This is a genomic window from Embleya sp. NPDC008237, assembly GCF_042956465.1.
Classification (GTDB): domain Bacteria; phylum Actinomycetota; class Actinomycetes; order Streptomycetales; family Streptomycetaceae; genus Embleya.
The window spans coordinates 405,175-425,777 of sequence record NZ_JBIBGL010000007.1; the positions used below are offsets into that span (position 1 = coordinate 405,175).

The window sequence follows — 20,603 nt, forward strand, 5'->3', positions numbered from 1 at the left end:
GGGCGGCGCCCGGGCCACCCGCTCCGGGGAGGACTACGACACGTGCACCGGCCGGCTCGCGCGCGCGTCCCGCACCCGCTGCTGCCGGGAGTCGTCCTTGGCCTTCAGGACGCGTGCGCCGGGCTTGCGCGCCTCATCGGAGAGCTGCTTGATGGTGTGGGAGACGACGAATTCCTTCAGGCGCGCGCCCGGGCGACCGCCGACGTGGAACCGGACGGCGGTGTCGTCCTTGCGTGCGAACTGGAAGATGCCGGCGCCGCGGCCGAGGCTGACGCACAGTCCGGCGAAGGCGATGCCGACGGCTTCGGGTTGCCTGCCCTCGATCCGGCGGAGCACGGCATCGGCGGCGTGCGGGCCGAGCTGGACGGCGGATTGGCATCCCATCCGATAGGCGAGGCCCGAGGGTGCGGCCGCGTCCCCGGCGGCGACGATGCGGTCGTCGTCGATGCTGGTCAGGGTCTCGTCGGTGAGCAGGCGCCCCGTCTCGTCGGTGCTCAGGCCGCTGCGGACGGCCAGGTCGGGAACGCCGAAGCCGGCGGCCCAGATGGTCAGCCGGCCGCGCACCTCGCGGCCGTCGGCGAGGCGCACGGCGTCGGCCGTCACGGACGCAGCCTTCGTACCTGGGCCATCCAGAACGGTCACGCCGAGGGAGGCCAGTCGCTTGGCGACGAAGCGGCGGCCGTTCGGGTGGAGGTAGGGGCCGAGTTGCCCTCCGCAGACGAGGGTGACGGTACGACCCGCCTCGGCGAGCTCGGCCGCGGTCTCGATCCCGGTGGCTCCGCCGCCGACGACCGTCAGCGCCGCGGTGGCGGGCGCGGCGGCCACGGCTTCGCGCAGCCGCTCGGCCTCCTCCAGGGTCGCGATGGGGTAGGCGAACCTGTCCGCGCCGGGTACCTGCGGCGCGCCGCTGCGGCTGCCCACCGCGTAGATCAGGTGGTCGTACCCGAGGGTGCCGCCGCCGGCCAGCGAGACGGTGCGCGCCTGCCGGTCGATCCCGGTCGCGGTGTCGACCACGAGTTCGACGCGTTCGCTCAGGACGTCCTCGTAGTCGACGACCGCGTCGTCGGACCCCGCCACCAGCTGGTGCAGGCGCAGGCGCTCGACGAAGGTCGGGCGCGGGTTGACGAGGGTCACGGCCACGTCGTCGCGGCCGGTCAGGCGGTTGGCCGCGAGGACGCCGGCGTATCCGCCGCCGATCACGATGACTTCGGTCCGGCCGCCGTTGTGCTTCGTCATGGTCCTTGTTCCGTTCGCTCGGGGATTCGCACACAAGGCGCCGGGCGAACGGAACTTGTGACACGGTGTGGCCCGGATCACACTCGGTGGGGGGTCAGGGCGCGTCGGACGGCTGGGAGGCGGCGCCGGTCACCGGCCGGAGACCCACGCCCGGCGACCGGCCCGAGCTACCGGATCGTGCTGTCGGAAGGTCGGTGTTCGGCTTCGTTCCAGGCGCGGGGCAGGAAGTCCCCGATCAGCGGGGCGATTTCCGGGAGCTTGTCCTCCAGGGCGAAGTGGCCGGTGTCCAGGATGTGCAGCTCGGCATCCGGGAGGTCGGCGAGGTACGCGTGTGCGCCCGGTTCCGGGAAGAAGATGTCGTTGCGGCCCCAGAGGATCAGCGTCGCCGGGCGGTGCTCGGCCAGCCAGGCCTGCCACTTCGGGTACAGCTCGACGTTGGTGTGGTAGTTCAGCGCCAGATCGACCTGGGCCTCCTTGCGCCCGGGCCGGTCCAGGAAGTGCTGGTCCAGGGTCCAGCCGTCGGGGGCCACCAGGGTCGGGTCGGCCGTGCCGCCCTCGTACTGGCCCCGGGTGACCGGCAACACCAGGAGTTCGGCGGCCTTCTCCCGCGCGCCCGGCACGTCGGGGGTGAGCGCGATGAAGTCGCGGGCCATCTCGGACAGGCCCTCGGTGTACGCGTTGGCGTTCTGCACGATCAGCCCGGCGACGGCCGCAGGCCTGCGCTCGGCCAGCCGCAGGCCGACCGGGCCGCCGAAGTCGAAGGTGTAGAGCACGTACCGGTCCAGACCGAGCGCGTCCACGAACCCCTCGACCACGTCGGCGAGCCGCTCGAACGAGTAGGTGAACCCGGCGGGCGCCTCGGTGTGCCCGAATCCGGGGTAATCCGGCGCCACCAACCGAAAGTCGTTGCCCAATGCGTCCATGAGCCGCCGGAACTGATGCGAGGCCGACGGAAACCCGTGCAGCAGAAGCAGCGTGGGCGCATCCGCGGGCCCGGTCTCCCGGTAGAACACCCGAACCCCGTCGACGTCCACGAAACGGTGTGCAACCTGGGGAATGGCGGCGATGCCCATGATCTCTACCTTCGTCGGCGTGCTGATGACTCAGTTGTACAGTCGGGCGAACTAATGGGTCAAGTGAAATCCAATCATTAGGAAGGGGATGTGACCCACCACCTGTGGGGACGCGGAGCGCCCATTGCATCCGGAGCGGCGGTCGGCCTGCGCGGGGTCGTATCGCAGGACCGGATCGGTCGACGTGCCCCCTGTTGCGCGGGCGGCCGGGCTTCCGTCGAGCCATATCGAAAACGATATGCATTACGGTCCAAAGGGCATTGGACGGGCATGTCGTCGCCGAGAGAAGCTCCCTGTGTGACGGGGCTTGTGGCGAAGGGATGGGCGATGGCACGGTCGGCGGCCGGGGAGAGTGTGCTGCCCGCGCACTATGTGGCGGGTGAGTTCACCCGGGCGGGTGACGGGGCGTTTCCGCTGGTGAACCCGGTGGACGGGGCCGTCGTGGGGGAGGTGCCCGAGGCCGATCGGGCGATCGTGGATGCCGCGGTCGTGGCGGCGCGTGGTGCGCTCGGCGAGTGGGGCGCGGCGAGCGTCGAGGTGCGGGCCGAGGCGATGCGGCGGATCGCGGACGGGATCCAGGCCCGGTTCGACGAATTCGTGGATGCCGAGGTGGCCGACACCGGCAAGCCGCGCGAGCTCGCGGCGGGCGTCGACATCCCGCGCGCGATCGGCAACTTTCGCGCCTACGCCGACCTGCTCTACGGGCGGCCCGAGCGCGCCCACTCGACCGCCGTGCCCGGCTGGAGCGGCGGCGCCGGCCAGGCGCTCAACTACACCGTGCGCCGCCCGCTGGGCGTGGTCGCGATCATCTCGCCGTGGAACCTTCCGCTCCTGCTGCTGACCTGGAAGGTGGCCCCCGCGCTCGCGGCCGGCAACACCGTGGTCGCCAAGCCGTCCGAGGAGACGCCGTCCACCGCGACGCTGCTCGCCGAGGTGATCCACGACGCCGGGCTGCCCGTCGGCGCGTTCAATCTGATCCACGGTCACGGTGCGGGAGCCGCCGGAGAGTTCCTCACCGCGCATGCCGGTGTCGATGCGATCGCCTTCACCGGCGAGTCGGCCACGGGCAGCGCGATCATGCGCAAGGCCGCCGAGCACATCACCCCGGTGTCCTTCGAACTCGGCGGCAAGAACCCGGCGATCGTGTTCGCCGACGCGGATTTCGAAGAGGCCGTGGCGGGCACCGTACGGTCCGCCTTCACCCACTCCGGACAGATCTGCCTGTGCACCGAGCGGGTCTATGTCGAGCGCTCGATCTTCGCCGACTTCGTCGCCGAACTCGGCGCACGGGCACGGGCGTTGACCGACTACGGGCCGATGATCTCGGCGGCGCACCGGGACAAGGTGCTGTCCTACTACCGGCTTGCCGTCGAGGAGGGCGCCACGGTCGTCGCGGGTGGCGGGGTGCCGAGCTTCGGCGACGAGCGCGACGGGGGATTCCACGTCGAGCCGACCGTGCTCACCGGCCTGGCGCAGAGCGCGCGCACCGTGCAGGAGGAGGTCTTCGGGCCGATCTGCCACGTGCTGCCGTTCGACACCGAGGACGAGGCGATCGCGCTGGCCAACGACAGCCGGTACGGCCTGGCCGCGACCGTGTGGACCGGCCGGCTGTCCCGCGCGCACCGGGTCGCCCCGCGCGTCGAGGCGGGGATCGTGTGGGTCAACTGCTGGAATCTGCGGGACCTGCGGACGCCGTTCGGCGGGATCAAGGCATCCGGGATCGGCCGGGAGGGCGGCGAGTACTCGTTGGACTTCTTCTCCGAGCCTGTGAACATCTGCATCAAGATCTGAAGGATCGGTTCGTGACGGTGACGGTGACATGACGGAGACAGAGACAACGATGAATGCCATCGACGACGCCGCCGCGCGGCTGCTCGACGCGGAGCGGACCGGTGTGCCGTGTGCGCCGATCCGCGACCTGATCACCGGCGTCGAGGACGCGTACGCGGTCCAGGAGCGACTGACTCTGGGCCGGCTTGCCGAGGGCCGCCGACTGGTGGGGCGCAAGATCGGCCTGACCTCCGCGGCCGTACAACGCCAACTCGGCGTACAGGAACCGGACTTCGGCATGCTGTACGCGGACATGGCGGTGCCGGACGGTGCCGAGATCCCGGTCGGCGCCGTGCTCCAGCCCCGGGCCGAGGCCGAGGTCGCGCTCGTGCTGGACGCCGACCTGACCCACGAGCGGCACACCGTCGCCGACCTGATTCGGGCCACCGCCTTCGTGCTGCCCGCGATCGAGGTGTGCGGGAGCCGGGTGCGGGACTGGGACATCACCCTCGCGGACACCATCGCGGACAACGCCTCCTCCGGGATGTACGTGCTCGGCAACCGACCGACGGCGCTCGGCGACCTGGACCTGCGCCTGGCCGGCATGGTTCTGGAGCGGCGCGGCGAGCCGGTCTCCACCGGTACCGGCGCGTCCTGCCTGGGCCACCCGCTGAACGCCGCGCTCTGGCTCGCGGACACCCTCGTCCGGCTCGGCCGACCGCTGCGCGCCGGGGACACCGTGCTCACGGGCGCGCTGGGCCCGATGGTGGCGGTCGCCCCGGGCGACGTACTGGAGGCCCGGATCGACGGGCTCGGCGACGTCCGGGTCGCATTCGCGGCGACGACCCCGCAGGAGGAGACCTCGTGAGCAACAACCGACTCGAAGCCGTGACCGGCGTCGAAGACCGAGGCCACGCCGACGCCGAACTCGTCGCCCGCCTCGCCGACATCCTCGACGAGGCGGCCATGACGCATCGGACCGTGGCCCGTCCGACCGACACCACCGACCTCGACCTGGCCACCGCGTACCGGGTGCAGCGCGCGGTGATCGACCGCCGGCTGGCCCGGGGCGAGGCGCTGATCGGCGTCAAGATGGGCTTCACCAGCCGCGCCAAGATGGTCCAGATGGGCGTGGACGACGTGATCTGGGGCCTGCTCACCGACGCGATGCTGGTCGAGGAGGGCGGCGTGCTCGACCTGGCCGACCTGATCCATCCCCGGATCGAGCCGGAGATCGCGTTCCTGATCGGCAGCCCGCTGTCCGGCACGGTCACCCCCGCGGAGGCGGTCCGTGCGATCGCCGGGGTCGCGGTCGCCTACGAGGTGCTGGACTCGCGCTACGCCGATTTCCGTTTCACGCTCCCCGACGTGATCGCGGACAACGCCTCGGCGGCCGGCTTCGGGTTCGGCCCGTGGCACGACCCGGCCGGGCTGGACCCGAGCAACCTGGGCCTGCTCGTCGAAGTCGACGGGCGCGTGGTGGCGAGCGGTTCCTCGGCGGCGATCCTGGGCAACCCGCTGCGTTCGCTGATCGCGGCGGCCCGGCTGGCCGCCGAAGCCGGCCTCGAACTCCGGCCCGGATGGGTCGTGCTCGCGGGGGCTGCCACCGCCGCGCTGCCACTGCCCGAGGGCGTGCACGTGCGCGTGTCCGCGGCCGGCCTGGGCCGCGCGGAGGTGACCACCCGATGAGCGCCGACGACGGCATCCTGGTCGCCGGCAAGGCCACCCCGCGCGGCCGATTCCCACACGTCAAGCGGGCCGGTGACTTCGTCTACGTGTCCGGCACCAGCTCCCGGCGGCCGGACGGCACGTTCGTCGGCGCGAGCGCGGACGCGATGGGTACCACCGACCTCGACATCCGAGCGCAGACCCGGGCGGTGATCGAGAACATCGCCGACCTGCTCGCCGCAGCCGGCGGCGGCCTGGCCGATGCGGTCTCGCTCACCACCTACCTGGTCAGCATGAACGATTTCGGCGGCTACAACGAGGTCTACGCCGAGTACTTCGACGAGACCGGTCCCACCCGCACGACCGTCGCGGTGCACCAACTCCCGCATCCGCACCTTTTGATCGAGATTTCCTGCGTCGCGTACCTGCCGCGGCCCACCCGATCCACCCCGTCGAACCCCACCGCCGCCGGCGCCGTCGAGTCCTGAAGCGACAGCGACGACGCGAGAAAGGGACCGCGAGATGAGCCTGCCGAAGCTGACCAATGGCATGCCGTTCAACTTCAACCGGTGGATCGACGAGCACCGCGACCTGCTGAAGCCGCCGGTCGGCAACATCCAGATCTGGACCGAGGCAGACCTCGTGGTCACCGTGGTCGGCGGGCCCAACCAGCGCACCGACTTCCACGACGACCCGATCGAGGAGTTCTTCTACCAGCTCCAGGGCAACATGGTGCTCCGGGTGATGGAGGAGGAGGGCAAGCCGCCGGTCGACGTTCAGATCAACGAGGGCGATGTCTTTCTCCTGCCGCCGCACGTGCGGCACTCGCCGCAACGGCCGGAGGCCGGCAGCATCGGCCTCGTGGTCGAGTTCAGCCGGGCCGAGGGCCTGATCGACGCGTTCGAGTGGTACTGCGTCGAGTGCCACCGGCTGGTGAACCGCGCGCCGGTACAGCTGCGTTCGATCGTCGACGACCTGCCGCCGCTGTTCGAGGAGTTCTACGACGGGGACCGGACCTGCCCGCACTGCGGCGCGGTTCACCCGGGCCGGGAATGGCCCGAGGAACTGCGCCCACGGACCGTGCCGGGATCCGACGCCTTTGCGTGACGCCGGTCCGCGTGCGCGCGGTCCGTGGGGCTCGGGCCCGTGTGCCTGAGGCTCGTGCGGTCCGCGTTCCTGCGGTCCGTGGGACTGTCGGCACCGGGCCCCGCGACCCGATCTCCCCTCACCCGAGCCGCACCCCTCACCCGATCTCCACCACTGCCCCGACCGCCGGCCGAGCCCGGCGGTGAACCACGGAGGTTCCGTGACTGTCATCGACGTCCACTCGCACGTCTTCCCGAGGATCTCGCAGGCCGAGAGCCGCATCCTGACGGGCGCGGGCGAGCCGTGGCTGCGGGTTCACGGCGACGGCACCGGGATGATGATGAGCGGCGAGGACGAGTACCGTCCGGTGATCGCGCCGCTGTGGGATCCCGAGCGCCGGTTGGCCGACATGGACGCCCTCGGCGTGGACGTACAGGCGATCTCCTCGACGCCGCTGATGTTCGGGTACGCCGCCGAGACCGCCCGTGCGGTCGAGTGGTGCGACCTGGTCAACGAGCGCATCCTGGACTACTGCGCGCTCGATCCGGGGCGGTTGTTGCCGCTGAGTCAGGTGCCGCTCCAGGACATCGGCGCGGCCTGCGAGACCGCGTCCCGGGCGGCGGCGGCCGGTCACCGCGGTGTGCACATCGGCAACCACGTGGGTGAGCGGTACCTCGGTGACGACGGGATCGTGGAATTCCTCGCGCACTGCGCCGCCGAGGAGATCCCGGTGCTCGTGCACCCGTGGGACATGCTCGGCGGCGAGCGCATGCGCGGGCACATGTTGCCCTGGCTGGTCGGGATGCCCGCGGAGACCCAGCTGAGCATCCTCGGGATGATCCTCCAGGGCGCGTTCGAGAAGTTGCCCGAGTCGCTGAAGTTGTGCTTCTGCCACGGCGGTGGCAGCTTCGCGTTCCTGCTCGGCCGAGCCGACAACGCCTGGCACAACCGGGACCTGGTCCGGGCCGATTCGCCCAGGCCGCCGTCGGAGTACGTGCGCCGGTTCTACGTCGACTCGGCCGTGTTCGACCCGCGCGCGCTGCGACTGCTGGTCGAGGTGATGGGGCCCGACCGGGTCATGCTCGGAACCGACTTCCCGTTCCCCCTGGGCGAGTCGGACCCCGGCGGCGTGGTCCGGGCCTGCCCGGAACTCACCATGGAGCAGCGCGAGTCGATCCTCGGCGGCAACGCGGCACGATTCTTCGGACTCGGCGCGCGACGAGCCCGGGCCGCCGGGCCCGCCGGCACCGCACCCGAGGCGCCGGACCTGGTGAAGGCCGCGAACTAGTGCCGCGCCCGGCAACGTTTGCCCCGTCGCGGTGTTCGGTGCGGTGCATCGGCGTGCCGCCGGAACGTTCTCGTACTGGAGTACTCGGACGTTTCGGCGGGGCGGCGAGGTGCCGTGCCGGGCGCCGCGACGGGGTGAACGTTGCCGGGCGCGGCACTAGGCCGTGTCCGGCCCCACCAAGATGCGCCGGACACGGCCTGGCGGGCGGACGTGCACGGGAGCCGGTTTCGCCGAGGAGGCGGGGCCGGCTCCGGTGTCTGCTCCGGGTCGGCTCCCGTGCCGGTCCGCGCCGAGCCGGTATCGCCCGGGACATGAGACGAATTCCGCCCGGGCCTTGACTGGTATAGACCATTCGTATTGAGTGAGCCCCGCAACACCCCGTCCAGGGGCCTCGATCGAGGCAAGCGCCGGTCCCGGTACGGCCATCGAAGTACGTGTATCGGTACTTCCGTCGATCACGCGCAGTGTGTCGTCCTGTGCGAGGGAGTGGGGCTTTCCATGGCGAGAAAACGGATCGTGGCGTTCCTGTTGGCCATCGCGGTGATCGGGGCGTTGGCGGCGGTGCTGCCGTTCGCCTCGACCGCGTCCGCGGCGAGTTGTGCGACCGGATGGAACTCGTCGGCCGTCTATACGGGCGGCGCGACCGCCTCGTACAACGGACACAACTGGGGCGCCAAGTGGTGGACCCAGGGCGAGGTGCCCGGAACCACGGCGGTCTGGGCGGACCAGGGCTCGTGCGGCGGTGGCGGCGGAACGACCACGGGTGGCGCGACCGGTGGCTCGACCGGGGGTGGCGGCGGCACCTGTACGTTCCCGAACTGGGTTGCCGGCACGTCCTATTCGGTCGGTGACGTGGTGCGCTACAGCAACGGAAACCTCTACCGGGCGAAGAACGCCAACCCGGGCTACGACCCGGTGATCAGCACCTGGTTCTGGGAGCCGTTCACCTGCGGCGGCTCGACCACCGGCGGCTCGACCACCGGGGGAAGCACGGGCGGAAACGGCGGCAACCCCGGTGACTTCGTGGTGAGCGAGGCGCAGTTCAACCAGATGTTCCCGAGCCGGAACCCGTTCTACACGTACGCCGGCCTGACCGCCGCGCTGAGCGCCTACCCGGGCTTCGCCAACACCGGCAGCGACACGGTCAAGAAGCAGGAGGCCGCGGCGTTCCTGGCCAACGTCAGCCACGAGACCGGCGGTCTGGTGTACATCGTCGAGCAGAACACCGCGAACTACCCGCACTACTGCGACGCCAATCAGCCGTACGGCTGCCCGGCCGGGCAGGCCGCCTACTACGGGCGCGGTCCGATCCAGCTGAGCTGGAACTTCAACTACAAGGCGGCGGGGGACGCGCTGGGCATCAACCTGCTCAACAATCCCAACCTCGTCCAGACCGATCCGGCCGTCGCCTGGAAGACCGGCCTCTGGTACTGGAACACCCAGAACGGCCCCGGCACGATGACCCCGCACAACGCGATGGTCAACGGGGCGGGCTTCGGCGAGACGATCCGCAGCATCAACGGCGCGTTGGAGTGCAACGGCGGCAATCCGGCGCAGGTGCAGAGCCGGATCAACCGTTACCAGTCGTTCGTGGCGATCCTGGGCACGAGCGCCGGCAACAACCTGAGCTGCTGAGTCCGGGCGCGGGGCGGGCGGGCCCAGGACCGGCCTCGGCGGGCCCGCCCCGCGCTTCGGTACGTGTGCGTGTGTGTCTGCGTGCGTGCGTGTGCGTGCGTAGGTGTGGGGAAGCGTGTGGCGTCGCGGGTCAGGCCGGCGGTGCCGGCGGCTCGCCCTCGACGGTTATCCGGGCGACGGTGTCGTAGAAGCACAGGTGCCCGGCGATGGCGGGGACGGCGTCGATCGGGTCGGGATACTCCCAGGCCACGTCGGTCCGCGGGCCGGTGGCGCCGTTGCCCAGGTAGGTCCAGTAGGAGGCCTCGCCCTTGAACGGGCACGTGGTGTGGGTGTCGGTGGGCTCGAAGCGGGTCAACTCCACGTCGTCCGGCGGGAGGTAGTACCGGATCGGCAGCCCGGTCTCGAAGAGCACGACCGGCCGCTCGGATCGGGCGACGATCTCGCCGTCGATCTCGACCGTCACGGTCTGCGTGCTGTGCACGGTCGTCACGAGGTGACCCCGCGGGGGTGTCGACATGCGCATCTCCTTGGGTGTCGCCGGCGGTCGTGGCGCCGCCGGACGTCCTTCGGACAACCGGCACGGTCGACGAACCATTCCGGGCCGGTGTGGATCGGCGTCGTCCACCGAACGTGTGAGAAACGTGTGGATCGATTCAATTGGTATAGACCTATTGCTCGGGTCCAGGGCACCGGCTAGCTTTTCAGGGTGCGCGCCGGCACCACAGCACAACCCGAATTACCTTTCCAGCGAACCGAGTTGCTCTCGGGGCGAGAAATGGAGTCGAGCACATGCGCAAGGCTATGGCGGGTGTCGCGTTGACCGCGGCGTTGTTGGGCGTGGGGGCTGCCGCGCAGCCCGCGATGGCGGACCCGGCCCCGGGTGGCAGCTTCATCTTCTACGGCTACTACCCGTCGCAGGCGTCCTGCGACGCGGCCGGCCGCGCCGCCGCACCGGCACACGGCCCGGTGTACCTCTGTCTCAACAACGGCGGCACCCTCTGGTCGCTCTGGGTGCACTAGGCCGGACACGGCCCAGGACCACGGTGTACCAGGACCACGATCCGACGGCCGGGCCCGGGCGTCGGACGAGGGCATGAACGGGGCGGCGCCACCGGCAGGTGGGCCGCCCCGTTCGGGCATGCCGGGCGGCGGTCAGGCCGGCGCCGCCACGATCGCGGAGGCGGCCCGGGAGGAGTCCTTGGCGCGGAAGGCGACGAGGCGGCGGTCCGGGGAGACCGCGCTGCTGGGCGGGACCAGCGCGAAGGCCATCACGAGTTCGTTCCGATCCGGCTCCATGGTCGGGTAGATCAGCAGGCAGCCACGACGCGGCGCGACCAGGCCGTCGGCGACCGGGTCGCCGATCGAAGGCCCGCTACCGGCGATGCGCCGGGCCGCGTAACGATGCGGCGGAAAGCTGACCTTGTTGAACAGGGTGCCCGTACGTCGGTTTCGGCTGACCACCGCGAGCGGGCCGAAGCCGTGCAGGGTCACCGACGCGCGATCGGGATCATGGAGTTGCGGGGCGATCACGACCCAGTCCTCGATGTGGCCGGCGATCCTGGGGTTCTCCAGGTACACCAGGTCCGGGCCGAACTGGCCCGGATCCGACCAGCGCAGCTCGCGCAACACGGGCAGCAGCCGCGTATTCGTGATCCGACCGAGGTATGCCGGGAACCGGCGCAGTCGATCCTCCACCGGAAAGGCCAACTCCACCTGCCCCGGTTCCAGCGCGGCGATCACCGGGGCGAACCGCTCGACGTTGTGCCGTAGGTCGGCCGGTTTCGTCGGATATCCCGACCGTTCCACCCACAACCCCGGCGACCGGGTCTCCACCAACTCCGCGTTGAACATCTTGTTGCGCGCGGTCGGCCTGAGCCACGGCAACCGCTGGGTGACCAGTGGCGGGATCTGCGCCGGGGTCACCTGGGGAGCGCCGTCGACGAGTTCGGCGTACAGCCGGAGTTGGTCGCGAAATTCCTCCTCGTCGCGACAGATCGCCTCGAACGCCTCGTACAGGTCGCCGTTGCGACCGCCCTCGTCCCGGCCGATGTACAGCCGAACCAGGTCGCGATAGTTCTTCCGGAAACCGAACCAGCGCCCCATCTGCATGAGCGTGTCGCCGGCGAGCGTCTTGCGCCGGTAGTAGGAGACGGTCAGGCCCTCGATGGTGAAGCCGCGCGAGAGCTTGGCGCCGCCGACCAGGATCCGCCAGACCTTCTGCCGGTCGAAGTCCGCGGTGCGCTGCTCGATCTCCTTGTCGCCGTTGATCACCACCACCGGACTGCCGATCGAGTCCTCGATCCGCATCGCGGCGATGCCGATGTACGGCGCGATGTCGGCGTACGACCCGGGGATCGCCGCGCCCGCCGCGTGTGCCTCGCTGACCGGTCGCACGTCCTGCTCGTACAGCCGGCGCAGCCGGGCCTGCGCGCCCGAGCCGAGGTAGCCCGCGCGGCGCCAGATGGCGTTGATCAACTCGGCTTGGTCCCGGTGTACATGCGTCTTCACCGACTCGTGCACGAGCATGGTGTGATGCCGGAAGTGGTCGGCGCCGAGACCGTAGTCCTCGCGGAACAACTTGATCGCGCCGGTCAACACGAACATGTCGATCGCGGTGCACAGGTCCGTGTCGTCGTCGTCGTGCAGCGGCCGAACCGAGCGTACGTGGGCGAGACCGGCCGAGTTGGCCACCGTGCGCTCGTCGGCGGGGATCGTGGAGTCGATATCGTGGAAGTCCGCGACGCCCATGTAGCCGTCCGGGCGATCCAGCGAGATGACGAAGTCCTTGGGGAAGATGTCCTCGGCGTCGGCCGGATCGATGAACACGTTGGCGAACGGGGTCGCGGTGTAGCCGACGTACTGGGCGCGCGGCAACATCCCGAGCAGTTCCGAGATGATGCCGTTGATCGCGGTGCGCTGAACCTGGTCCTGCGCCCACTTCCTCGGGTCCGAGGTGTTCACCGACGCCTGATCGGACTCGTCGTCGATGATCAGCGTGGGGATCTCGCCGCGCTCGGTCTTGATCCGGCCGAGGTCCTTGACCAGCTTCTTGAGCACCGAGGCGTTCTTCTTGACCACCATCAGCCGGGCCGAACTGCGGTGCAGGTTCTCCGGCGCGTACAGCGGGACGAACCGGTCGGCCTTCTCGAACTCCAGCGCGCTGAGCCCCTGACGCAATGCCTGGTAGTCGTCCTGGTGCCGGGTCAGTCGCACGATGTCGAAGCCGCCGAGCCGCGACGGCAGCGCACCGTGCCGCAGGAACCTGCCGTCCAGCCGGTCCCGGTCGTCCAGGTAGTCGTAGTCGCGGAACGCGAGGGTGCCCGCATCCGGATCCTGGCCGTAGTAGATGTTCTCGACGCCGACCAGTTCCATGTCCAACCGGCGCTGGGTCTGCGCGCGCAGTGCCTCGATGGTGCCGGTGAGCACGATCACCAGGCGGTAGCCCGCGTCGATCGCCTTGGCCACGACACCGGTGAAGTTGGCGGTCTTGCCGCTCTGTACATAGCCGACCACCAGGCCCTTGGACTGGTACGGCTGTTCCCCGGCCGGGTCGGCGAGTCGTTCGACCACGCGGGTCGTGTCGCGATCGAGTGCGGCGACGGCCTCCGGAGCCCACTTCTTGCCCAGCAGGGTGTCTCGATAGGCGTCCCAGTAGTGGCTGTGGTGTCGGGCCACCTCCTGGGTGTACCAGGGATCGCAGCCCTCGTCGGTGATCACCACGGCGCCGCTGCCGCGCGCGAACGGTGAGCGTCGATCCAGGAGTTCGCGGGTCGCCGGTTCCAGGCCCAGGGCCTGGTAGGTGGCGGCGCGGCGTTCCCGGGTGTTCGACGCGGGCTCACCGTCGGCGAAGTCCCAGCGGCTGAGCCGGTCGCGCCACAGGATCAGCAACGGGTCGTCCGGGTGCGCGTGGTGCAGTCGGCGGCGCAGCGCCGGCTCGCCGAGATCGGGGAGCGGCCCACCGTGTTCCTCGGCCTGGTAGGCCAGCGCCTTCGCCAGGTTCCTGGGGCCCGTGGCCATGCCACCGAAGGCCGCCCGGTGCAGTGCGAGCAGCGCGAGGTCGTCGGTCACCGTTGCCCGTCCTTCGGGTCGTGCGGGTCGGACAGGCCCGACGCGACGTCGGGCGGCAACATGCCCAGGTCGACGGTACGGTCGAGTCCGTCCGGGGAAGGGGCGATCGAGGGGATCAGATCGGCGACGTCGATGCGGTAGTCGATGTCGACGATGCGCACCGTGACGGACTCGGGCAGGGCGTCGAGGAGGCCCTGGGTCAGCCGAGGAAAGTCCGCGTCCACCGGGAACGCGAGCGTGGCCCCGGCCGGCGCCCAACGATGCTCGCGGGGAATCGCGTGCCCGCCGGCGGTGACCAGGAGACGCCGGGCGTCGAAGTCCTCCAGGGCACCCGGGGCTTCCGCGCGGATGGCCGAGCGGATGCTTTCGATCAAACCGAGTACGGTGCGACCGGCGTCGCTCTCCTCGACCATGTGCGAGACGAACCACAGTGGCCGATCCGCATGCGGCGTGAGCTGGGTCAGCCCATGGATCGTGTGCACGCGGGCCCGCCCGGCAACGGTCTTGACCTCGATGTCGTACGGGCCGACGGTGAAGTCGTGGTCCGCGCACTTCGGGTTCTGCCACGCGTCGACGGCCGCGTGCCAACCCCGGGCCGCCGCCAGGCCGATCAGCGTGAGCAGTTCGCCGAAGAGGCCGATCTCCTCTTCGAGCGACATCTGCCGACCTCGGGCCAGCAGCTTGCGCCAGGCCATCACCGTCGTCTGCACGGCCGCTACCGGAGCGACCCCATCGTTCTGGACACGGTCCGCGATCTCACAACACACGATGTGGAACTCGCGGAGCAGCTTGGTCTGTTCGATGAACACCTGGAGGAACTGCTCACCCCCGTCCAACACACACACCGCCCGAATCCCCTGCGTCCCCAGTCGCGGCGCCTTCGTGCCGGGCGGGACCGGGATGCGCAGGGCCGGGCGCAGGCCGCCCGCCTCCAGGTGCCAGTACAGCGGCGGGTCGCCCTCGACCGGGATCAGCATCGGCATCCGGTTGTCGAGGTGGTCGCGCAGCGCGTCGCAGCTCAGGTGCCTGCTGCGACGATCCGAACTCACGAGGCGGCCTCGGGGCCGTACTTGGCGGTCTCGCTCTTGACCGCGGTCAGCAGCAGCGACTGCCACAGGTCCAGGTTGTCCTTGACCCGCGGGCCGATCCGCTCGCCCGTGAACGCCTCGTTCATCAGCAGGTAGAGCAGCGTCTTGAGCACCGGCACGTCGTTGAGGCCGCCGCGTCGGCCGCCCAGCAGCGCGGCGCGGAACTGCTTGTTCAGCAGCAGTCGGCGCTCCTCGCGGTCGATCGCGAAGAACACGTCGCCGCCCAGCGGCGCCCAGCGCACCTCGATCGGCTCCTCGCCCGGTACGAAGGGGAGTTCCTCCTCGATCGCGGCGCGCAGCTCAGGGGCGAAGCCCTTCCCGGGCGGCAGCACCGCCTTGCGCTCGCGGGTGGTGGTACGGGCCTGCCGGTAGGCCCCCTCGGCGTCCTTCAGGAACTCCAGGAAGGTCCGCCCGTCGGCGTCGGTCGCGCGTTCGACCGCGTCCACGAAGCCCGGGATCGGCTGTAGTTCGGCCTTCTTGACGGTGAGTCCGAACGCCTGCTCCGACTCGGCCGGCAGGTCGAATTCGATCCGGGCCAGCGACAGGTGTTGCTCACCCTGACGCAGCCCGTGCCAACCGCCGGCCTGCACGAGTCGGTCGTTGCGGTAGGCGTACAGGCCCTGGCGGGCCAGGATGCCGCCGGGGAGGCGGAACTGCTCGGCGTTGGAGCGCGGTGTCCACACGTGGGCGGTCAGCTCCAGAGCGCCCACCCCGTCCAGGGTGGTGGTGAACGTGCGCGGGTACCCCGGCAGTCCGGAGATCGGGTAGCCGAACGGGTCCACGCCTTGGACCTGCCAGGTCATCGGCGGCGTCGCGTCGTCGGTGCCGGAGACCGCGATGGTGATCCGGATCCGCCCGTCGGCGAGGAAGCGGTGCAGGTGCAGGCCGAGGTGGTCGGCCAGCGAGCGCATGGTCTTGGTGAGGTAGATGTCGGTCTGTCCGGCGTCACCGCGTGCGGGGAAGTCGCGGACGCCGTCCCAGCGCACCGCGGTGCCGTTCCACATCACGTACTCGTCGTACAGGTCCAGGAAGCGCTTGGCGAACTCCAGCTCGACGATGTCGCACTGGAAGCTCTCCTGCGCCTGCTCGGTACGCCAGCGCCGGCCCACCGTGCCGGCCCGCTTGGCCCGGCTGATCACCGTGACGCTCTCCGCATGGCTGAAGGACGCCGCCTTCAGGCCCATCCCGAACATGCCGAGCGCCTTGTCGCCGTACGTGCGCCGCTTGCCCACCGTCATCGCGGTGTCCAACTCGGCCTCGGTCATCCCGCGTCCGTTGTCCACGATGATCAGTGAGGTCAGCAGGTCGCCGCTGCGCCGGAAGTGCACGACGACATCCGAGGCGCCGGCGTCGATCGAGTTGTCCACCAGGTCGGCCACGGCCTCCTCGAAGCGGTAGCCCTGACTGGCCAGTCCCTTGATGTACCCGGGATCCGGGGGCAGGTGCTTGCTGCCGCTCGTAGGTACGTCGAAACGCCAGTCGTCCATGCCCACCCCTGGATCCCACACCCTCGGTGCGCGCAGTCGCGCGCCCGCCCCATTTGCGCTGGACCGACCGTAGCGGTTGGGTCGGCAACCCAAAAGCGGAACGCACGACTCGTGACTTGCGCCGCACCCGGACGGGGCCTGGGCCGGGCCGAGCGGCGGCTACAAACCCCGACGCAGTCGAGGCCGGGCGAAGTCGGCCCAGTGGCTCGGGAATTCCTTCTCGATGCGCTGCGCGAGCGCGACCTCCTCGCCGTAGAGCAGGCCCCACGTGAAGGAACTCTCGCCCGCGCCGTGGGCCGCGATGGCCAGTCGGCGCAGGGCCTTGCGGGTCTGCACGCTGTCCTGGTGCGTGCCCAGCAGGCCCTGGATGCGCTTGGCCCGCTTGGTGAGCCGCTTGGCGGGTTTGCCCAACGCCGGGCGGGTGGCCTCGCCCGCGTAGCGGACCCGTTTGGCGGCCTTGCGCACCTCGTGCAGGGCCGTGTCGCGGGCCCGCCCGGCGGGGGAGCGCAGCGCGACCCGGGCCCGCCTGGAGATCCGCCGATCGCTCCGGCGCAGGGCGGCCGCGGCCGGACGGCGGGCCGGTTGACCGGCCCGGGCGGTGAACGGCGGCCGGGCGAGCAGGGCGTCCAGCGCGTCCAGGAGGGCGAAGTAGCGCGCGCCGTCGAGTTCGGCGAGGATCCGGACCCGGGCCTCGGCGCGGCGCCGCGCGTCCCAGGCGGTCAGCCGGGCCTCCACCGGTCCGAGCACCGCCTCCGCGGGCAGCGCGGCGATGCGTTCGCGCAGCCGTTCGACCAACACCTCCTGGTCCCGAACCCGACCCAACTCCGACGCCAGCCACTTGAGTTCGGCGCCCAGGATGCCGGTCACCCGCTCGTCGAGCACCCGCGAGAAGACCCGGAACGCGCTGCGCAGCCGTCGGGTGGCGACCCGCATCCTGTGCACCGCGTCGGGTTCGTCAAGGCGCACCCGGGGGTCGTAGGCGAGCAGCGTTTCCACCTGTTCGCGAACGTAGTCCAACGCCACCGCGCCGGCGCTTCCCGCGCGCGGCCGCGCGATCCGGCGCTCCGGCCGCAGGCCCGCCTCGGCCAGCGCGTGCCCGAGCTTGGACGCCGCCTCGGAGCGCCGCCAACCGCCCTTGGTCAGCCGCCGATCCAGCGCGTCCAGCAGCGGCGGCTCACCGTCCACCAGTTCGACCTCGACCTCGGTCCAGGACATCGTGGTCACACCCGGCCCGACGAACACCTCGGCGGTCACCGTGTCGTGCGCGATCTCGGCCAGGGTCGGCCCGCCCGCCCGGACGATCCGCACCTCGCGCACGGTCCGCAGGCGCACCGTCGGCACCGGCTCGCCGCCACGCGTGTACGCCCGGATCCGCACCGCGAGCCCGTTCGGCACCTCCCGCTCGGACGCACCCAGCGGCTCCCGTACCTCGTCCCGCGCGTCCACCCCGGCAGGCAGCTTCAGATGCCACCCGGCATCCGCGCCCCCGGTTCGTCGGCGCAGCGTGATTCCGCGCGCGGCCAGCGCCAGACCGGGCGTGTCGAAGTACATCGCGTCCAGCTCGACGGTCTTGCCGACCTCGACCCGCACCCCGTCCGACATCCCGGCGAAGTCGGGCAGCCCGACCCCATCCGGCGCAACATACTTGCGCTCGACCTCACGCACGACCTGGGCCATGGCATGCACCTGCTTCCTCGCGGCGTCGCGAGGGCTCGACCGGGTCGTCGAGCACCCCGCGGGGCGGATGGCCGACGCGTCCGGAACCGGAGCCGGCCGACCGGGCTCGCGGATACCTGTGCCCGATTCGACCGGCCCGACACGGGTGGGCGGGCCGGCTCAGGTGTCGAAGGTCCAGGCGAACATGACGTGGTCGGACTCGGTGTCGGCCGTGGCGGAGCGGTAGGTCGCGACGGCGGCCTCGTTGTCGCGCTCGGTCAGGACCCACATGCCGTAGCAGCCGCGTTTGCGGGCCAGCTCGGCCAGCGCCTCGGTGAGCGCGCGGCCGATGCCGTGGCGTTGGTGGTCGTCGGCGACCGCCAGCTCGTACAGGAACATCTCGGTGCCCTTGTCCGGGTGCGTCGTCTCGACGCCGGTGACCATCCCGACCGGGGTGGAGCCCACGTAGGCGAGCAGGATGTGATGCCCGGCCTCGCCCAGGAAGCGCGCCGCCCAGTCCGGGCGTACCGGGTCGTCGAAGAGGTCCCCGGCCGCGATCACGTCCGCCACTGTCGTCACACGCCGAATCGTCGCCACATTCGTATCCACGACGACATTCAACGAGATTTGGCCCCATTCCAGAAGCCGTTGCAGGCAATGGACACCCCATGGTCGGGGTGGGTGTGGGGGCGTTTCAAGCATGAATGCGGTCATTGGTACGGGTCGGGTATGGGTGTTGTCGAGGGTCGCCCGTGCGATTCCCGGGCAGCTTCGGTCCCGGTGCGGTCTCGCCGCCGCGCGTCGCGCTGGTTGCGCGCCGGCAGGCCGGAGTGCTACTTGTCGGACGACCTCATGCCGAACGACAGTGCGCGGCGCACGTCGCGGCCGGCCTGGCGGGATTGGGCCCAGACGGTGCGCGAGATCGCGCGGATCGGTTCGAGCGTCGCGCGCCAGGCGTGTGCGAGTGCGCGGGAGGTCGGTGCCAGGACCGCCGTCCTCGCCCACACCAGCGGTCGCCGGATCAGCACGCGCAGCGCCCGAGCGCTCGCGCCGCCCAGAAGCACCGTACGGCGCCCGACGCGGATCGCCGGTCGGACCGTCGCGAAGTGCAGTCCCCGGCCGAGCGACCGGCCCGCCGACATGGTCCTGCGGCCGACCCAGCGCGCCGGCAGCACGATCAGGAAGCGCAGGGCCCGACCGATCAGTCGGACCAGGATCACGGTCTTGTGCCCCGCCCAGCGCAGCGGCAGCACGATCAGGAAACGCAGGGCCCGACCGATCAGTCGGACCAGGATCACGGTCTTGCGGCCGGCCCAGCGCAGCGGCAGCACGATCAGGAAACGCAGCCCCCAGCCGAGGGCCCGACCGAGGGCACGAACGAGGCGGACGACCCGATGCCAGGCCCAGACCACCGGTCGGGCGACGACCGTCTCGAACACGATCCCGATGCCGCGCCCGATCATCGCGAGGCCGCGCCCGGCGAGCCGCACTGCGCGCAGGGCGCCGCGGCCGGCCCAGCGGATCGGTACGACGAGGCCGAGGTAGAGCGCGCGTTCGGCGATTCGGGCGCCCAGGCGCAGGCCGCGTCGGACCAGGTCGGCTCCGCGGATCAGTCCGCGCCAGACCCACGCGGCCGGCCTCGACACGGCGTGCCGGAGCACGAAGCCCACGCCTCGCCCGAGCGCGACCAGGACACGTCGGCCGACTCGCGCACCGGCCACCACCCGGCGCCCCAGCCACTTGAGCGGCACGATCAGTACGTAGTGGAGCCACCGTGCGAAGCCGCGACCGATCACCCGGGCGGCCCGCCAACCCCACCGGGCGGGCACCACCAGAAGCAGGTACAGGGCGCGTACGAGCCCGGCGCCCAGCATGCCGGCGACGCGGACCGCGAAGCGGGCGAGTGCGACCAGCCCGGCGCCGAGCGGACGCAGCAGCGCAGTCCGGACCCAGCGCAGCGGCAGCACGACGGCGTACCGGCCGAACAGCCGCAGCCCGCGCCACAACACGTCGACGGCCAACCACCACAACCCCCGGCCCACCGCGAACACACCGACCCGCACGGCCTTTGCGAGCGGGACGAGGATCAGCCTCCACAGCCACGTGTCGAGCCGGCGCCCGACGGCCAGGATCGTCCGCACGATCGGGACCAGGAACCAGTCCCACACCGCGATCTCGAGTGCGCGCCCCAGCCCCACCAGGAGTCGACCGGCGGGGAACACGATCCGGTCCCGGGTGCCCCGGGCCGTCACCTTGAGCAGTTCCCATGCCAATCGGGTCGGCAGCAGCACCATCACCGCGATGATCCGGATCGGCCAGCGGATCAGGTCGTAGAGCAGACCGGTCGGTTCCGGTGCGCGCTCGGGCGTTTGACGACTCGTCATCGGTCGGTCGGGCTTGCGGGGGTCCGCCTTCCGGAGGTCCGGCCCGTGCGGGTCCGTCTTCCGGAGGTCCGTCTCGGGCGGGTCCGCTTTCCGGAGGTCCGTCGCCTCCCGGTCCGTCGGGCGATCGAGCGGCATCCGAGACGCCGTCGTCTGCCCGTCGAGGG

At 70.9% G+C, this 20,603-nt stretch carries 17 protein-coding genes; 8 read left to right on the top strand and 9 right to left on the bottom strand.

The window, feature by feature from the left end:
- Positions 1–33: 33 nt before the first annotated feature.
- Positions 34–1,236 carry an NAD(P)/FAD-dependent oxidoreductase gene (locus ACFZBU_RS20725; RefSeq protein ID WP_391585081.1) on the bottom strand — a complete coding sequence of 401 codons (1,203 nt, stop codon included), beginning with the start codon at positions 1,234–1,236 and terminating at the stop codon, positions 34–36.
- Between the two features lie 167 nt (positions 1,237–1,403).
- Positions 1,404–2,309: an alpha/beta fold hydrolase gene (locus ACFZBU_RS20730; protein WP_391585082.1), complete on the bottom strand. Its 906-nt coding sequence runs from the start codon at positions 2,307–2,309 to the stop codon at positions 1,404–1,406.
- A 327-nt stretch (positions 2,310–2,636) separates the two neighbouring features.
- On the opposite strand from ACFZBU_RS20730, the gene ACFZBU_RS20735 reads away from it, so the two are divergent.
- The 7 genes from ACFZBU_RS20735 to ACFZBU_RS20765 all read left to right on the top strand — a co-directional run bounded on the left by ACFZBU_RS20735 (position 2,637) and on the right by ACFZBU_RS20765 (position 9,756).
- Positions 2,637–4,100 (top strand): 2-hydroxymuconic semialdehyde dehydrogenase, encoded by a 1,464-nt coding sequence (locus tag ACFZBU_RS20735; RefSeq protein ID WP_391585083.1) that lies wholly within the window; start codon positions 2,637–2,639, stop codon positions 4,098–4,100.
- A gap of 28 nt (positions 4,101–4,128) precedes the next feature.
- On the top strand, positions 4,129–4,947 hold the full coding sequence (locus ACFZBU_RS20740; RefSeq protein ID WP_391585084.1) for a 2-keto-4-pentenoate hydratase: 819 nt from the start codon (positions 4,129–4,131) through the stop codon (positions 4,945–4,947).
- Positions 4,944–5,768 carry a 2-keto-4-pentenoate hydratase gene (locus tag ACFZBU_RS20745; protein ID WP_391585085.1) on the top strand — a complete coding sequence of 275 codons (825 nt, stop codon included), beginning with the start codon at positions 4,944–4,946 and terminating at the stop codon, positions 5,766–5,768. Before ACFZBU_RS20740 ends, ACFZBU_RS20745 begins: the two co-directional genes overlap by 4 nt.
- Complete coding sequence (locus tag ACFZBU_RS20750) at positions 5,765–6,235, top strand: RidA family protein (RefSeq protein ID WP_391585086.1); 471 nt, start codon at positions 5,765–5,767, stop codon at positions 6,233–6,235. Before ACFZBU_RS20745 ends, ACFZBU_RS20750 begins: the two co-directional genes overlap by 4 nt.
- A gap of 34 nt (positions 6,236–6,269) precedes the next feature.
- On the top strand, positions 6,270–6,854 hold the full coding sequence (locus tag ACFZBU_RS20755; protein ID WP_391585087.1) for a 3-hydroxyanthranilate 3,4-dioxygenase: 585 nt from the start codon (positions 6,270–6,272) through the stop codon (positions 6,852–6,854).
- Between the two features lie 199 nt (positions 6,855–7,053).
- Positions 7,054–8,121: an amidohydrolase family protein gene (locus tag ACFZBU_RS20760; protein WP_391585088.1), complete on the top strand. Its 1,068-nt coding sequence runs from the start codon at positions 7,054–7,056 to the stop codon at positions 8,119–8,121.
- A gap of 498 nt (positions 8,122–8,619) precedes the next feature.
- Complete coding sequence (locus ACFZBU_RS20765) at positions 8,620–9,756, top strand: glycoside hydrolase family 19 protein (protein WP_391585089.1); 1,137 nt, start codon at positions 8,620–8,622, stop codon at positions 9,754–9,756.
- A 130-nt stretch (positions 9,757–9,886) separates the two neighbouring features.
- Here ACFZBU_RS20765 and ACFZBU_RS20770 read toward each other — a convergent pair whose 3' ends face one another.
- Positions 9,887–10,273 carry a DUF427 domain-containing protein gene (locus ACFZBU_RS20770; protein WP_391585090.1) on the bottom strand — a complete coding sequence of 129 codons (387 nt, stop codon included), beginning with the start codon at positions 10,271–10,273 and terminating at the stop codon, positions 9,887–9,889.
- Positions 10,274–10,545: 272 nt separating this feature from the next.
- Here ACFZBU_RS20770 and ACFZBU_RS20775 point away from each other — a divergent pair, with 272 nt between their 5' ends.
- A complete protein-coding gene (locus ACFZBU_RS20775; RefSeq protein WP_391585091.1) occupies positions 10,546–10,776 on the top strand; it encodes a hypothetical protein in 231 nt (76 codons plus the stop codon).
- Between the two features lie 132 nt (positions 10,777–10,908).
- Here the strand turns inward: ACFZBU_RS20775 and ACFZBU_RS20780 are convergent, their stop codons facing one another.
- The 6 genes from ACFZBU_RS20780 to ACFZBU_RS20805 form a co-directional block, all read right to left on the bottom strand.
- Positions 10,909–13,824 carry a Z1 domain-containing protein gene (locus ACFZBU_RS20780; protein ID WP_391585092.1) on the bottom strand — a complete coding sequence of 972 codons (2,916 nt, stop codon included), beginning with the start codon at positions 13,822–13,824 and terminating at the stop codon, positions 10,909–10,911.
- Positions 13,821–14,873 (bottom strand): PD-(D/E)XK motif protein, encoded by a 1,053-nt coding sequence (locus ACFZBU_RS20785; RefSeq protein ID WP_391585093.1) that lies wholly within the window; start codon positions 14,871–14,873, stop codon positions 13,821–13,823. Before ACFZBU_RS20785 ends, ACFZBU_RS20780 begins: the two co-directional genes overlap by 4 nt.
- A complete protein-coding gene (locus ACFZBU_RS20790; RefSeq protein ID WP_391585094.1) occupies positions 14,870–16,399 on the bottom strand; it encodes an ATP-binding protein in 1,530 nt (509 codons plus the stop codon). Before ACFZBU_RS20790 ends, ACFZBU_RS20785 begins: the two co-directional genes overlap by 4 nt.
- A 159-nt stretch (positions 16,400–16,558) precedes the next feature.
- Positions 16,559–18,076 (bottom strand): CHAD domain-containing protein, encoded by a 1,518-nt coding sequence (locus tag ACFZBU_RS20795; protein ID WP_391585095.1) that lies wholly within the window; start codon positions 18,074–18,076, stop codon positions 16,559–16,561.
- A 159-nt stretch (positions 18,077–18,235) separates the two neighbouring features.
- Complete coding sequence (locus ACFZBU_RS20800; protein ID WP_391585096.1) at positions 18,236–18,634, bottom strand: GNAT family N-acetyltransferase; 399 nt, start codon at positions 18,632–18,634, stop codon at positions 18,236–18,238.
- A gap of 254 nt (positions 18,635–18,888) precedes the next feature.
- Entirely contained in the window at positions 18,889–20,439 is a 1,551-nt protein-coding gene (locus ACFZBU_RS20805) for a hypothetical protein (protein ID WP_391585097.1), read from the bottom strand.
- Positions 20,440–20,603 lie beyond the last annotated feature (164 nt).

Bases quoted from the DNA above. Each gene is read 5' to 3' on its own strand.
- ACFZBU_RS20790 (WP_391585094.1), bottom strand. From the start codon at position 16,399: ATGGACGACTGGCGTTTCGACGTACCTACGAGCGGCAGCAAGCACCTG.
- ACFZBU_RS20735 (WP_391585083.1), top strand. From the start codon at position 2,637: ATGGCACGGTCGGCGGCCGGGGAGAGTGTGCTGCCCGCGCACTATGTG.
- ACFZBU_RS20765 (WP_391585089.1), top strand. From the start codon at position 8,620: ATGGCGAGAAAACGGATCGTGGCGTTCCTGTTGGCCATCGCGGTGATC.
- ACFZBU_RS20775 (WP_391585091.1), top strand. From the start codon at position 10,546: ATGCGCAAGGCTATGGCGGGTGTCGCGTTGACCGCGGCGTTGTTGGGC.
- ACFZBU_RS20730 (WP_391585082.1), bottom strand. From the start codon at position 2,309: ATGGGCATCGCCGCCATTCCCCAGGTTGCACACCGTTTCGTGGACGTC.
- ACFZBU_RS20795 (WP_391585095.1), bottom strand. From the start codon at position 18,076: ATGGCCCAGGTCGTGCGTGAGGTCGAGCGCAAGTATGTTGCGCCGGAT.
- ACFZBU_RS20755 (WP_391585087.1), top strand. From the start codon at position 6,270: ATGAGCCTGCCGAAGCTGACCAATGGCATGCCGTTCAACTTCAACCGG.
- ACFZBU_RS20725 (WP_391585081.1), bottom strand. From the start codon at position 1,236: ATGACGAAGCACAACGGCGGCCGGACCGAAGTCATCGTGATCGGCGGC.
- ACFZBU_RS20770 (WP_391585090.1), bottom strand. From the start codon at position 10,273: ATGTCGACACCCCCGCGGGGTCACCTCGTGACGACCGTGCACAGCACG.
- ACFZBU_RS20750 (WP_391585086.1), top strand. From the start codon at position 5,765: ATGAGCGCCGACGACGGCATCCTGGTCGCCGGCAAGGCCACCCCGCGC.
- ACFZBU_RS20740 (WP_391585084.1), top strand. From the start codon at position 4,129: ATGACGGAGACAGAGACAACGATGAATGCCATCGACGACGCCGCCGCG.
- ACFZBU_RS20805 (WP_391585097.1), bottom strand. From the start codon at position 20,439: ATGACGAGTCGTCAAACGCCCGAGCGCGCACCGGAACCGACCGGTCTG.